The sequence below is a fragment of the Streptomyces sp. B3I8 genome (assembly GCF_030816915.1).
GTDB lineage: Bacteria > Actinomycetota > Actinomycetes > Streptomycetales > Streptomycetaceae > Streptomyces.
On the sequence record NZ_JAUSYN010000002.1, the window covers coordinates 1,132,910 to 1,146,310 of the forward strand.

Below are 13,401 nucleotides of genomic sequence, written 5' to 3' on the forward strand. Positions count from 1 at the left end.
GGGCGTCGCGTGCGGCCTGCGGCAACCGGGGACGGGCGGGGACTTCGCTGTGGCGAACGCCACAGTGAGGGCGTTCGCCACCCCCGCCGCCCCGCCTCCTCCCAGGGTCGCCGGCCACCGGCGCGGGAACGGAACCCGGCGGGTCGGGGGCCCTCGGCCTCGTGCTTCGGCCTCGTAATAGGGTCGCCGCATGCTTGATGTCCTGACGTGGGTGACCGCGGTCGCCGCGCTGCTGCTCGCCGCATGGTGCGGCTGGTCCGCCTCCCGGGACCAGCCGACGAAGGACCCGCACTTCGTCGGCATGGCGGTCGTCACCGTGCTAGCCCTCGCGCAGCTCGTCGTCGGCATCGTGCAGCTGGTCCGCGGTGAGAAGCCGGAACAGGGCACCACGATCTTCGTCGCCTACCTCCTCGGCGCACTCGCGTGCGTTCCCGTGGCAGGCTTCATGTCGCTGGCGGAACGCACCCGCTGGGGTTCGGTGACCGTCGCGGCCGGCGGCGTCGTCCTCGCCGTCCTCGAAGTGCGGCTCTACGACATCTGGGGAGGCTGAGATGGCGGCAGCGCGAGCGGACACCGATCAGGGGCGGGGCCCCCGACGGACCCGGCTGATCAGTGGGCCCGGCATGCTGCTGGTATGGCTGTACGGCGTGATGGTCGTCGGCGCGGTGTCGCGCTCGGCCGTGCAGATCTCCACCGACTTCGACCACGCCCCGCTCGCCTACTCGCTGTCCGCGGTCGCGGGCGTGGTGTACGGCTTCATCACGTACTCGCTGGTCCGCGGCGGGGAGACCGCCCGCCGCGCGGCACTGGCGTGCTGCGTGGCGGAGCTGGCGGGCGTGCTGGCGGTGGGCACCTGGACGCTCGTTGAACCGTCCGCGTTCCCGGACTCGACGGTGTGGTCGGACTTCGGGATGGGCTACCTCTTCATCCCCGTACTGCTCCCGCTGTCCGCCATCCGCTGGCTGCGCCGTGCGGGCGCGGCCGACGCCGGCCCCGGCACCTCCGCGGCGTAGTCCCGGTCCCGGTGCCGGTCGCGCCCGATCCCCCGCCGCTGTCGCGACGCCGCGGCGGGTGGCGGGTGGCGGGTTACGCCGTCGCCGCGTACGAAGCCTCCGGTGCCGGCTTCTCCAGGACGATCATGCGGACCCCGTCAGGCCCCTCGGCGGTGCCGACCTTCTCGTACCCCACCTTTCGGTACAGCCGCAGGTTGTTCTCGCTGCGGTGACCGGTGCTGAGGCGGAACCGCTTCGCTCCCCGCTCCCGGACCAGCGCCGCCTCGGCCGCGCCCAGCAGCCGGGCGCCGATGCCGTGGCCCTGGAGCCGGGGGTGGACGCACAGCTTGCCGATGGCGGCGGCACCGTCCTCCGTCACCGTGCCGTGCACCGAGCCCACGACCTCGTCGCCGAGGCGCGCGACGAAGACGCAGTCGGCGCCGACCTCCTCGCGCACCGAGTCCAGCGGCTGGACCAGCGGGGGCAGTCGGTAGTTCCCGTACAGCGCCGCTTCGCTCTGGAAGCAGAGGTACTGCAATCTGAAGATCTGCTCGACATCCTGGTCGGACGCCACCGAGATGGTCACGCTCATGCCCATGTGCGCACGCCTCCCGCTCACCTGATCACCGGTAGTCCCCCACTCCTATCCCCGCCCTTCGTGGCCCGCAACCTCCGCCGTCAGCAATCGGCGCAGACAAGCCAGACATCTGGAACGTTCCGGTCCGAGACTGCCCTGTGAGATACCCAACTTCCCCGCGATCTCCCGGTAGGTCAGGTCTTCGGGGGACAGCAGGGCGGCCATCAGCCGGGGGCAGCGTCCGGGCAGCCGGCGTACGGCCGCGTGCAGCGCGCGGCGGCGGGCGGCGGTGACGGCCCGCTGTTCGGGGCCGGGCCGACGGTCGTCGGCCGGTTCGCCGGCGCCCGTCGCGTAGGGGCTCTCACGCCGGGCGGTACGGCGGCTGCGGCGCGCCTCGGAGCGGACGGCCCGGCGCAGCCAGTCGGGCGGGTCGGCGGGCGGGGCGTCCGACTCCAGCCGTTCCAGGAGGCGCAGCCAGACCGCCTGCTCCAGATCGCCCGGTTCGGCGCCGCAGGCGCGGCCTTCCGCGGAGGCCTCCGCGGCGAGCAGGGGGCGGAGGGAGGTCAACAAGTCGTGGGTCATGTGCGGCGTGACGCGGCCGCCCCGGCAGTGGTTGCCGGAGCGGCCGCACGTCACCCGATCGAGGGCCCGACGGTGACGGACCGTCAGGCCGAGGGGGACGGTTCAGGAAGGTTCAGGACGGTCCTGGTCGTTTCAGAAGTCGTCGTCGCCCCATGCCCCTGGTCGTTCCGGAAGTCCTCTAGTCGTTCCAGAAGTCCTCGCGGGCGAGGACGCCGGTGTCCGCGTTGTCGGTGAAGACGCCGTCGATGCCGGTGGCGAAGTAGGCCTTGAACGCGCCGAAGGCGTCGCCGTAGCCGTCCGCGTCGGTGCCCTTGCGGAACTCGGCGGGCAGGAAGGGGTTCTCGTTACGCATGGTGTACGGGTGCAGGATCAGGCCCGCCCGGTGCGCGTCGGCGACCAGGGTGGTGGGGCGGGTGAGCCGGCCGGCGGAGTCCTTGGGGATGATCAGGTCCAGGGTGGGGCCGATGCCCTGGGCGTAGCCGGCGATCTCCTTGAGGCCCTCAGGGGTGACGAGGTCGGCCACCGTGCGCGGGTCGCCGGTCTCGACGAAGTCCCAGGGGCGGGAGTCGGCGCCGGAGAGCAGCACGGCGAGCGGGTTGTCGACGAGCTTGTTCATCCGCTGGATGCTGGTGGGCTCGAAGGACTGGATGAGGACGGGCGAGGTCCGCCGGTGCTTGCCGTGCCGGCGCAGCAGCCGGGCCAGCCGTTCCTCGGTGCCGAGGCCGAGCTTGCGGAAGTAGGTGGGGTGCTTGAGCTCGGGGTAGATCCAGACCTGCTTGCCGCGTCGGCGGGTCTGCTCGTCCTGCCAGGCGAGGACCTCTTCGAAGGTGGGGATCTCGAAGCGCCCGTTGTAGAGGGTGTTGTGCGGGCGGTTGGCGGGGATCCGCTCCACCGCGCGCAGGGTCTTCAGCTCGGCGAGGGTGAAGTCCTCGGTGAACCAGCCGGTGGTGGAGACCCCGTCCAGCACCTTGGTGGTGCGGCGGCCGGCGAACTCGGGGTGGTCGGCGACGTCGGTGGTGCCGCCGATCTCCGGCTCGTGCCGGCAGACGAGGTGGCCGTCCTTGGTGGGGACGAGGTCGCCGGCCTCGACGATGTCGGCGCCGAGGTCCAGGGCCAGTTCGTAGGAGCCGAAGGTGTGCTCCGGCCGGTAGCCGGCGGCCCCGCGGTGCCCGATGATCGTCGGCACGGGCAGGTCCTTGAGTCCGCCGCCGTGTGCGGCGCCCTTCACCCCGGCGGCCCCGGCGGTCCTTCGGGCGTCGGCGGCTGACGCCGTGCCGGACAGTCCGAGGACGGCGCCGCCCGCGCCGAGCACCGCGGCGCCGAGGAGCGCCCGCCGCCCGGTCCCCCGGCCCGGCCCGTACGACTCCCCCGGCTCGCCCGGCTCCCGCGGACCTGCCGGCTCCCGCGGATCCACCGGCCGGCCCGTCTGTCCAGACTCCATGAGCACTCCTCCTGCCGTGATGGCCTGCACCTGCCAACGCGGGACGATCGTAGGTGGCGGGAGGTGACGGTGGGGAGACACAGGGGGGAACAGGCGGGTGAGACCGGATGTCGTACGGGGTACGGAAGATGACGGACCGTCGTGCCCGCGAGGAATGCGGATGTCGTCGTAACGGCCGCCCGAACGGGAGCGGCGTACCTCACACCGTTTCCGCGCGGGCACGGGCCGCGCGTCACACACTGTCGCAGGTGAACGTGCGTCAATAGGGTGTGTGCTGTCCGCACCCGAGGTGCGCACGGCGGTGGGGCGCGAGTATCGTCCTCACCTGCACGAACTTCATACCGCATCCATGGACGTTCCCCGACACCGGAGGGCCCGTTGTCCCGCTTCGCACTCATCAAGGCAGTGCTCGGACCGATCATGCGTCTGATGTTCCGCCTCCAGGTGGAGGGCGCGGAGCGCATCCCGGCCGACGGCCCGGTCATCCTGGCCGGCAACCACCTCACCTTCATCGACTCGATGATCCTTCCGCTGGTCTGTGACCGCCAGGTGTTCTTCATCGGCAAGGACGAGTACGTCACCGGCAAGAGCCTCAAGGGCCGCCTGATGGCCTGGTTCTTCACCGGCGTCGGCATGATCCCGGTCGACCGCGACGGCGGGCGGGGCGGTGTGGCCGCGCTGATGACCGGCCGCCGGGTGCTGGAGGACGGCCGCGTCTTCGGCATCTACCCGGAGGGCACGCGTTCGCCCGACGGGCGTCTGTACCGGGGGCGCACGGGCATCGCCCGGCTCACCCTGATGACCGGGGCGCCGGTCGTCCCGTTCGCCATGATCGGCACCGACAAGCTCCAGCCGGGCGGCTCGGGCCTGCCCAAGCCGGGGAAGGTCACGGTCCGCTTCGGCGAGCCGATGGAGTTCTCCCGCTACGAGGGCATGGACCGCGACCGGTACGTGCTGCGCGCGGTGACGGACTCCGTGATGACCGAGGTCATGGAGCTGTCCGGCCAGGAGTACGTGGACGTGTACGCGACCAAGGCGAAGGCGGCCTGAGCCCGGGCACCGGGCACCCGCACACCAAGGCGCCGTCGGCCGTGACGGCGCCTTCGTGCGTGGCTGGACCTTCACTCGTCACCGCGCCTTCGCCCGTGACATGCGCCCGGTCGGGCTCCGGTGTTCCCGGGGCTCAGTGCCAGGGCAGCCGCGACCTGTGGCTCCAGTAGGCGGCCGGCTCCTCCGTCAGCGCGGTCAGGCGGGCCGCGTGCTCCTCCGTGAGGTCGACGGAGGTGGCCCTCAGGTTCGACGTGAGCTGGGCCGTGGTGGCCGCGCCCGAGAGGACCACGTCCGCCCAGGGCTGTCGCAGGACGAAGGCAAGGGCGACCGCGTCGGGGCCCGCGCCCGTCTCCTCGGCGACCGCCCGGAGCGGCGCCGGGGCGTCCGGGGCCGCCAGACGGCCGTTGGCCATGCCCTCCTTGACGAGCACCGCGAGCCCGGCGTCGTGCGCCTCGGCGAGGGCGGGCCCGGCCGAGGTCTCCAGGACGTTGAACGTGGACTGGACGGTGCGGAAGAGGGGGGCGCCGTCGACCGTCACGGCGAGGGCGGCGCGGATCGCGTCGGCCTGGGCGGGGCCGCTGGTCGAGAAGCCGATCGTGAGGCCCTGGGCGGCCGCCTCGGCGAGCCGGGTGTGCAGTGCGCGGTCGGTCAGCGCGGGGCTGTCGGGCGTCACCGAGTGGATCTGGTAGAGGTCGAGCCGTTCGCCGAGCAGTTCGCCGGTCTCGGCGCGCTGGCGCTCGTAGGTGGCCGTGCCGTGGTCCTTGACCTCGTGCTCGTCCGCGTCGGTGGTCCAGTCGGCGGTGTAGGTGTAGCCCCACTTGCTGCCGACGACGACGTCGACGGCGTCCGGGCGGGCCCGCAGCCAGTCGGCGAGGAACTCCTCGGAGCGGCCGTAGGAGCGGGCGGCGTCGACGTAGCGCACGCCCTGCGCGTAGGCGGCGTCGAGGAGTTCGTGGGTGCGGGCGCGCAGCGCGTCGACGGTGCGCTCGGCCGGGAGGTCCCGGTCGCGGCCGAGGTTGATGTAGCCGGGGCGGCCCACGGCGGCGAGCCCGAGGCCGAGGTGGCTGGTGGGCGTGGTGGCTGCGGCAAGGCGCGCGAAGGGCACCGCGGGCTCCGTTTCGTCGGCTCCGTCCGGTCGCCGACCAAGGTATCCCGCGATGCCGTCGCTCCCCCCGGCGACCTGCTACTTCCCGGGACCGCCCGCGTCGGCCCAGGCGTGCTGCGCGGCCACGTTCTCCTTGACCTCGACGAGCTGGACGGCGACCGCCTCCGGTGCGGTGCCGCCGCGGCCGTTGCGGGAGGCGAGGGCGCCGGAGACGTTGAGCACCGAGCGGACCTCGGGGGTGAGGTGGGCGGAGATCTTCGCGAACTGCTCGTCGGTGAGCTCGTCCAGCTCCTTGCCCTCCGCCTCGGCGGCCTTGACGCACTCACCGGCCACCTCGTGCGCGACGCGGAACGGGACGCCCTGCTTGACCAGCCACTCGGCGATGTCGGTGGCGAGGGAGAACCCGGCCGGGGCCAGCTCCGCCATCCGCTCGCGGTGCACGGTGAGCGTGGCCATCATGCCGGTGAAGGCGGGGAGCAGGACCTCGAGCTGGTCGATGGAGTCGAAGACCGGCTCCTTGTCCTCCTGGAGGTCGCGGTTGTACGCGAGCGGGAGGGCCTTGAGCGTGGCCATCAGGCCGGTGAGGTTGCCGATGAGCCGGCCGGACTTGCCGCGGGCCAGCTCGGCGATGTCGGGGTTCTTCTTCTGCGGCATGATCGACGAGCCGGTCGAGAAGGCGTCGTGCAGGGTCACGAAGGAGAACTCCTTCGTGTTCCACAGGATGATCTCCTCGGCGATCCGGGAGACGTTCACGCCGATCATCGCGGTGATGAACGCGAACTCGGCGGCGAAGTCCCGGGAGGCGGTGCCGTCGATGGAGTTGGCGGCGCTGCCGTGCTCGAAGCCGAGGTCCTCGGCGACCGCCTCCGGGTCCAGGCCGAGGGAGGAACCGGCGAGCGCGCCCGAGCCGTACGGGGAGACGGCGGTGCGGGCGTCCCACTGGCGCAGCCGTTCGGCGTCCCGGGTCAGTGCCTGGACGTGGGCGAGGACGTGGTGGGCGAAGAGCACGGGCTGGGCGTGCTGGAGGTGGGTGCGGCCGGGCATCGCCACGTCCGGGTGGGCCTCGGCGAGGCCGATCAGCGCGTCCTGGAGGTCGGCGATCAGCCCGCCGACGACGCGGGCGTGGTCGCGCAGGTACATCCGGAAGAGGGTGGCGACCTGGTCGTTGCGGGAACGGCCGGCGCGGAGCTTGCCGCCGAGGTCGGGGCCGAGCCGCTCCAGCAGGCCGCGCTCCAGGGCGGTGTGCACGTCCTCGTCGGCGACGGTGCCGGTGAAGGAGCCGTCGGCGACGGCCGCCTCCAGCTCGTCGAGCCCGGCGATCATGCGGGTCAGCTCGTCCTCGGTGAGCAGTCCCGCCTTGTGCAGCACGCGGGCGTGGGCGCGGGAGCCGGCGATGTCGTAGGGGGCGAGCCGCCAGTCGAAGTGGACGGACGCGGACAGCTTGGCCAGGGCCTCGGCGGGTCCGTCGGCGAACCGTCCGCCCCAGAGCCTTACGTCACCGCTGTTGCTGCTCACTTGCGTGCTCCTCGGAGGGTGTCGATGGGGCGCCGCCCTTTCGCGGTGGGCCGCGGACCGGCATGCATGAGTATGCAGTTCACTGCATGAATAGTCAATTCTCCCTCGCGGTCTCCGGACCCCGGTGAATCGGCCGGGGCCGGTCGAGGAACGCGGGTACGGGTACGGGCGCTTCATGACGGGTCGCGTTGTTCCCCGCGCCCCTCGGGCGCCGGATACTTGCGTGTATGGGAAAGACATACGCGCGTATAGACGGCAGGCTGCGCACGTTCATCGAGGCGCAGCCGATCTTCTTCACGGGAACGGCTCCCCTTTCCGCCGACGGCACGGTCAACGTCTCCCCCAAGGGTCTCCAGGGATCCTTCGCCGTGCTGGACGAACTCACCGTGGCCTACCTCGACTTCGCCGGCAGCAACGCCGAGACCATCGCCCATCTGCGGGAGAACGGCCGTATCACGCTGATGTGGTGCGCGTTCCAGGGCCCGCCGAACATCGTGCGGGTGCACGGCCGCGGCGAGCCCGTGTTCCGTGACGACCCGCGCTTCGGGGACCTCCTCGCGCACTTCCCGGACATCGACGCCACCACGCACGGGGTGCGCGCGATCGTCGTGGTGACGGCCGAGCTGATCCGGGACACCTGCGGTTACGCGGTGCCCTTCATGGCGTACGAGGAGGACCGCGAGCTGCACGGCAAGCGGTTCGCGCGCGAGGACGACGCCTCGCTGAGCGCGTACTTCGCCAAGAAGGAGCACGTGGCGACCAGCCTGGACGGACTTCCCGGGCTGCCGTTGCCGCTGCCTCCCCGTAGCGTCTGAAGGCATGCGCCCCGGTGTCGTCGCCGCCCTGTCCGCCACTGCCTGTCTGCTGCTCCTCGGTGCCGCGTCCGGCCCCGGCCGGCGGCCGGACCCGCTGCCCGCGCGGATGGCGGACACCGGCGGCGGCACCCAGCTCCTCACCGCCGTGGCACCCGCCGCGGGTGCCACCACCGGCACCCTCACCTGGTGGGACCGGAACGACGGCCGCTGGACGAGGACCGGTTCGGCCCGAGCCCGGTTCGGCGCCCGCGGCCTCGTCGCGGGCGCCGCGCGTCGGCAGGGCACCGACACGACGCCGACGGGGCTCTACGACCTGCCGTACGCCTTCGGGATCCGGGCCGCGCCGCGCGGCACCACGCTGCCGTACCGCAGGGTCCGCCGGAACTCCTGGTGGTGCGAGGACACCGCCTCGACGGCCTACAACCGCTGGGCCGAGCCCCGCCCCGCCGACTGCCGGGCCGGGCGGGCGGAGCACCTGGCCGCGTACGACCCGCAGTACGCGTACGCCCTCGTCGTGGGCTTCAACTATCGCCGTCCGATGCGGGGCCGCGGGGCCGGCATCTTCGTGCACGTCGACGGGCGCGGGGCGACGGCCGGATGCGTGTCCGTGCCGCAGGGGGCGATGCGCCGGATCCTGGCGTGGGCCGACCCGGCCCGGGAACCGCACCTCGCCATCGGGACGGCGGGCGGCCGGACGGCCGTGACCCGGTACTGACGCCGGGCACCGCACGCCGGAGGGCACCGTTCGGGGCACCCGCCGTCAGCCCCCTGGCCGTCACGCCACCTGCCGTCAGGACACCTGCCGTCACGCCACCTGCCGTCAGGACACCTGCCGTCACGCCACCTGCCGTCAGGACACCGGCAGTCGGACGGTGAACGTCGTCGACCCCGGCCGGCTCTCCAGCGTCACCCCGCCGCCGTGCGCCTCCACCACCGCCGTCACGATGGACAGGCCGAGCCCCGCGCCGCCGCCCGTGGCGTCCGTGCGCCGGCGGTCGGCACGGGTGAAGCGTTCGAAGACGCCCGGCATCACGTCCTCGGGCACGCCGGGCCCGTTGTCGTGGACCGCCAGGACGGCCGTCCCGGCGTCGGCGGCCGTCCCGCCGACGGCCTCCAGCGACACCGTGACCTCCGTGCCCGCGGGGGTGTGCACCCGCGCGTTGGCCAGCAGGTTGGCCACCACCTGGTGCAGCCGGTGGCCGTCGCCGGTCACCGTCACCGGTTCCTCGGGCAGTTCCATCGTCCAGCGGTGGCCGGGGCCCGCGGCCCGCGCGTCGGTGACCGAGTCCAGGACGAGCCGGGTCAGGTCGACCGGTGTCCGCTCCAGGCCGCGGCCCGCGTCCAGTTGGGCCAGCAGCAGCATCTCGTCCACCATCTCGCCCATCCGGGCCGACTCGGCGGCGATCCGCTCCAGGGCCCGGGTCACCTTCTCCGGCACCGGGTCCGGGTGCAGCAGCGCCAGTTCGGCGTGGCCGCGGACCGAGGCGACCGGGGTGCGCAGCTCGTGGCTGGCGTCGGCGGCGAACCGGCGCAGCCGTTCCTCGCTCGCGTGCCGTTTGGTCAGCGCGTCCTCGACGTGGCCGAGCATCCGGTCGAAGGCGGTGGCGACCCGGCCCACCTCGCTGTGCGTGTCGGTCCCGGGGGTGCGCGGCGGCAGCACGACCTCGCCGCCGGCGAGCGGGAGTTCGCTGACCCGGGTGGCGGTGGCGGCGACCCGGTCGAGCGGCCGCAGCGACCAGCGCACCCACAGCGCGCCCGCGACTCCGGTCAGCGCGAGGGCGGCGCCGAAGACGAGCCCGGCGACCAGGAGCAGTCGGTGCACGGTGGCCTCGACGGGCTCCAGCGGCAGCCCGACGACCAGTACGTCGCCGTCCTCGCCCGCGGCCGCCGTCACCCGGTAGTGGTCCAGCACGGACAGCTCGACGGTGTGGCCCCGGCCGTCGGTGGGCACGGCGGCGAGGGTCCGTTCGTCGCGGGCGGTGAGCGCGACGGACAGGTCGCCGGGGCCGCTGCCGGAGCGGACGACGGCGGCCTGGGTGACGTCCCCGCCGACCAGCCGGGCGCCGAAGGTCCCGGCCGGCTGGCGGCGGGTGTCGCCGTGCTCGTCCCCGTCGTGGTCGTCGACGACCCGGTCCGCCCGGGCCGACGCCCCGCCGTGTTCCAGGCTGGCCGGGAACCGCACGCCCGCCTCCCGCAACTGCTCGTCGAGCCGCCCGGTGAGGAACCCGTCCACCCCGACGACCGCGGCCACGCCGACCGCCGCGCAGCTCACGGCGAGCAGCACCACGAGGCCGGCCGTCAGCCGCGCCCGCAGGGTGCGGAACCGGGGCAGCACCCGGCGCCGTCCCGTCATCGAGGGCCCGCCGGCGCCGTCACCGCCGGCTTGAGGACGTAGCCGGACCCCCGCACCGTGTGGATCATCGGAGCACGGCCCGCGTCGACCTTCTTGCGCAGGTAGGAGATGTACAGCTCGACGACGTGCGCCCGGCCGCCGAAGTCGTAGGACCACACCCGGTCCAGGATCTGCGCCTTGCTGAGCACCCGGCGCGGGTTGCGCATCAGGAAGCGGAGCAGTTCGAACTCGGTCGGCGACAGTTCGACGAGCGTGCCGCCCCGGGTGACCTCGCGGGCCTCCTCGTCCATCACCAGGTCGCCGACGGTGAGCCGGGGGCCGTCCGCGACCTGCCGGGCCATGCCCGCGCGGCGCAGCAGTCCGCGCAGCCGGGCGACGACCTCCTCCAGGCTGAACGGTTTCGTCACGTAGTCGTCGCCGCCCGCCGTGATGCCCGCGATGCGGTCCTCGACCGTGTCCCGGGCGGTCAGGAAGAGTACGCACACGTCCGGCCGCACGGTGCGCAGGGAGCGCAGGACGGCGAAGCCGTCGGTGTCCGGGAGCATCACGTCCAGGACGACGGCGTCCGGCAGCAGTGCGCGGGCGGCGGCGAGCGCCTCGGCGCCGTCGCCCGCGGCGCGCACCTGCCAGCCCTCGTAGCGCAGGGCGCCGGAGAGCACCTCGGCGAGGTCGGGGTCGTCGTCCACGACGAGCACTCTGAGCGGGGTGCCGTCGGGACGGGCGAACGCGGGGCGGCCGGTGCCGCGGGAGCGGGGCGTGTTCATCTCCCCTCCAGGATGCGGCCTGCCCGGTGCGGGGCGTCCACGGATCGCCTCTGAGTTTTCTCTGAGTGAACGCGGCACCCCTCCCCGCCCGGTCTTCCCGCGACGCCCCTTCCGGCCTGCGGGTTTCCCGCCGCCCGCGGGGCCCGGCTCAGAGCCGGCCCAGAGGTTGCCGGGTGAGGCTGGGCGCCGGCCGACGACGGAAAGGACACGGACATGACGACGATCTCCGAGCCGCGGGCGGCCACCGCCCTGCCGCCCGCTCCCCGGCGCTCCCCCGCGGGCGCCGTCCTGGCCCTGCTGTGGGCCGGGGCCGCCGCGGTGCTCGCCCTGTGGTGGTTCGGCACCGGCTCGGTGGCGGGCACGGCCGGGCGGCTGACCGGGGCCGGTCGCATCGCGGGGCTGCTGTGCGGGTACTCCTGCGCGGTGCTGGTCGCGCTGATGGCCCGCGTCCCGCTCCTGGAGGAACGGGTCGGCTCGGACCGGGTGGCGCGCTGGCACGCGCGGGCGGGCCGGTACACGGTCTGTCTGCTGCTCGCGCACGTCGTGCTGATCGTGGCCGGGTACGCCGCCCAGTTCCACGCCTCCCTCGTGGACGAGGCGCTCTCGGTGGTGCTGGACTACCCCGAGATGCTCAAGGCGAGCCTGGGTACGGCCGTCCTGTTGGCGGTCGGGATCGTCTCGGCCCGCGCGGTGCGCCGCAGGGTGTCCCACGAGTTCTGGTACTACGTCCACCTGGGGACGTACGCGGCGGTCTTCCTCACCTTCTGGCACCAGCTCGCGCTCGGCGCCGACTTCGTCGGCAACGCCGCCGCCCGCGCCGCCTGGTACGCGCTCTACCTGGGCGTGGCGGCGCTGGTGCTGTGGTTCCGGGTCCTGGTGCCGGTCCGGCTCAACCTGCGGCACCGGCTGCGGGTGGAGTCCGTGCACCGGGAGGCGCCGGGCGTGTACTCGGTCGTCGTCCGGGGCCGGGGGCTCGGGCGGCTGGGGGCGCGGCCGGGGCAGTTCTTCCGCTGGCGGTTCCTGGCCCCCGGGCTGCGCTGGACCTCCTCGCCGTACTCCCTGTCGGCGGCTCCGCGCCAGGACCGGATGCGCATCACGGTCAAGGCGCTCGGCGGCCACAGCGCGGCGGTGGCACTGCTGCGGCCGGGCACCCGGGTGTGGGCCGAGGGCCCGTACGGGGCGCTGACCGCCGACCGCGGCGAGGGCCGCAAGGCGCTGCTGCTCGCGGGCGGCGTCGGCATCACGCCGCTGCGGGCGCTGTTCGAGACGCTGCCCGGTGACGTCACCCTCGTCTACCGGGCCCGCACCGCCGAGGATCTGGCGCTCGGCGGCGAGCTGGAGGCCCTCGCGCGGTGGCGGGGGCCCGAGGCGCGGGTGCTGTACGCGCTCGACGGACCGCACGGCGAGCGGCCGAGCCTGGGCACCGGGTCACTGCGCCGCGCGGTGCCCGACCTGGCCGAGCGGGACGTGTACCTGTGCGGTCCCCGGAGTTTCGCCGAGGACCTGTACGTGTCCCTGCGGGCGGCCGGGGTCCCGGACCGCCGCATCCACCACGAGTCGTTCGAACTGTGAGGTCGTCCACGTGCACGCGTTGAGGAAGGACCGGCCGCTGCGCCGGATCGTGCTGGCGAGCGCCGCCACCGTCTCCGGGATGGTGCTGCTCCTCGCGCTGAAGCCCCAGGGGGCACAGAGCGTGGCGGGTGCGACAGCGCCGGCCCCGTCGGTCTCGTCGGCCCCGTCGGCCCCGTCGGCGGGCGGCACCGGTGCGAGCGCCTCCCCGGGCACCGGCGCCCGGACCGTCACCGGCGGCGAGGTGCAGACCCGCTGGGGCCCCGTCCAGGTCGAGGTGACGGTCGCCGGCGGCAAGGTCACCGAGGTCACCGCCGTCGAGTACCCGACAGAGAACCCGCGCGACCAGCAGATCAACTCCTACGCCCTGCCCCGGCTGCGCACGGAGGCGCTGGCCGTGCAGAGCGCGGACATCGACACGGTCTCCGGGGCCACCTACACCAGCGACGGCTACCAGCAGTCGCTCCAGTCCGCGCTGGACTCCGCGGGGCTGTGAACACCGTCCGCGCGCCCCGCACCGGCGGGAGCGACCCTGTGAACCGCGGCCGCCGTTGAACACCGGGCACGTGGCGCCCGTACTCCAGGCCAAGCGGGCCCCGGCCCGATCACGCAGGACCCCGGAGGAGACCGTGTCCACG

Annotated in this window: 13 protein-coding genes and 1 pseudogene; 7 read left to right on the forward strand and 7 right to left on the reverse strand. The window is 73.7% G+C overall.

The features are described from left to right. Positions 1-190 precede the first annotated feature (190 nt). Together QFZ64_RS07305 and QFZ64_RS07310 are read left to right on the forward strand one after the other, a co-directional pair. A complete protein-coding gene (locus QFZ64_RS07305) occupies positions 191-550 on the forward strand; it encodes a hypothetical protein (protein ID WP_307063524.1) in 360 nt (119 codons plus the stop codon). Position 551: 1 nt separating this feature from the next. Beyond that, positions 552-1,013, forward strand: coding sequence for a hypothetical protein (locus tag QFZ64_RS07310; RefSeq protein ID WP_307063526.1), 462 nt, complete (start codon positions 552-554; stop codon positions 1,011-1,013). A gap of 73 nt (positions 1,014-1,086) precedes the next feature. On the opposite strand, the gene QFZ64_RS07315 is transcribed toward QFZ64_RS07310, so the two are convergent. From QFZ64_RS07315 to QFZ64_RS07325, 3 genes are all read right to left on the reverse strand, one after another. Then, on the reverse strand, positions 1,087-1,590 hold the full coding sequence (locus tag QFZ64_RS07315; RefSeq protein ID WP_307063529.1) for a GNAT family N-acetyltransferase: 504 nt from the start codon (positions 1,588-1,590) through the stop codon (positions 1,087-1,089). A 45-nt stretch (positions 1,591-1,635) separates the two neighbouring features. Next, a complete protein-coding gene (locus QFZ64_RS07320; protein WP_307063531.1) occupies positions 1,636-2,151 on the reverse strand; it encodes an RNA polymerase sigma factor in 516 nt (171 codons plus the stop codon). A 178-nt stretch (positions 2,152-2,329) separates the two neighbouring features. Beyond that, positions 2,330-3,592 (reverse strand): glycerophosphodiester phosphodiesterase, encoded by a 1,263-nt coding sequence (locus QFZ64_RS07325; protein ID WP_307063533.1) that lies wholly within the window; start codon positions 3,590-3,592, stop codon positions 2,330-2,332. Between the two features lie 314 nt (positions 3,593-3,906). Between QFZ64_RS07325 and QFZ64_RS07330 the strand changes: the two are divergent. Further along, positions 3,907-4,642 (forward strand): annotated as a pseudogene (locus QFZ64_RS07330) (lysophospholipid acyltransferase family protein). A 133-nt stretch (positions 4,643-4,775) separates the two neighbouring features. Here QFZ64_RS07330 and QFZ64_RS07335 read toward each other — a convergent pair. Together QFZ64_RS07335 and argH are read right to left on the reverse strand one after the other, a co-directional pair. After that, positions 4,776-5,747 (reverse strand): aldo/keto reductase, encoded by a 972-nt coding sequence (locus QFZ64_RS07335; protein ID WP_307063535.1) that lies wholly within the window; start codon positions 5,745-5,747, stop codon positions 4,776-4,778. A 78-nt stretch (positions 5,748-5,825) separates the two neighbouring features. Next, the gene (gene argH, locus QFZ64_RS07340) at positions 5,826-7,262 is read right to left on the reverse strand and encodes an argininosuccinate lyase (RefSeq protein WP_307063537.1); all 1,437 of its coding nucleotides are present in this window, start codon (positions 7,260-7,262) and stop codon (positions 5,826-5,828) included. Between the two features lie 227 nt (positions 7,263-7,489). Between argH and QFZ64_RS07345 the strand changes: the two genes are divergently transcribed. After that, a complete protein-coding gene (locus tag QFZ64_RS07345; RefSeq protein ID WP_307063538.1) occupies positions 7,490-8,077 on the forward strand; it encodes a pyridoxamine 5'-phosphate oxidase family protein in 588 nt (195 codons plus the stop codon). Positions 8,078-8,081: 4 nt separating this feature from the next. Continuing rightward, on the forward strand, positions 8,082-8,792 hold the full coding sequence (locus QFZ64_RS07350) for a L,D-transpeptidase (protein WP_307063540.1): 711 nt from the start codon (positions 8,082-8,084) through the stop codon (positions 8,790-8,792). Positions 8,793-8,927: 135 nt separating this feature from the next. Here QFZ64_RS07350 and QFZ64_RS07355 read toward each other — a convergent pair whose 3' ends face one another. Together QFZ64_RS07355 and QFZ64_RS07360 are read right to left on the reverse strand one after the other, a co-directional pair. Beyond that, positions 8,928-10,430: a cell wall metabolism sensor histidine kinase WalK gene (locus QFZ64_RS07355; RefSeq protein WP_307063542.1), complete on the reverse strand. Its 1,503-nt coding sequence runs from the start codon at positions 10,428-10,430 to the stop codon at positions 8,928-8,930. Further along, positions 10,427-11,194: a response regulator transcription factor gene (locus tag QFZ64_RS07360; protein ID WP_307063544.1), complete on the reverse strand. Its 768-nt coding sequence runs from the start codon at positions 11,192-11,194 to the stop codon at positions 10,427-10,429. Before QFZ64_RS07360 ends, QFZ64_RS07355 begins: the two co-directional genes overlap by 4 nt. A 213-nt stretch (positions 11,195-11,407) precedes the next feature. Between QFZ64_RS07360 and QFZ64_RS07365 the strand changes: the two genes are divergently transcribed. Both QFZ64_RS07365 and QFZ64_RS07370 read left to right on the forward strand, forming a co-directional pair. Next, on the forward strand, positions 11,408-12,766 hold the full coding sequence (locus QFZ64_RS07365; RefSeq protein ID WP_307063546.1) for a ferredoxin reductase family protein: 1,359 nt from the start codon (positions 11,408-11,410) through the stop codon (positions 12,764-12,766). A 10-nt stretch (positions 12,767-12,776) separates the two neighbouring features. Further along, complete coding sequence (locus QFZ64_RS07370; RefSeq protein WP_307063548.1) at positions 12,777-13,259, forward strand: FMN-binding protein; 483 nt, start codon at positions 12,777-12,779, stop codon at positions 13,257-13,259. Positions 13,260-13,401 lie beyond the last annotated feature (142 nt).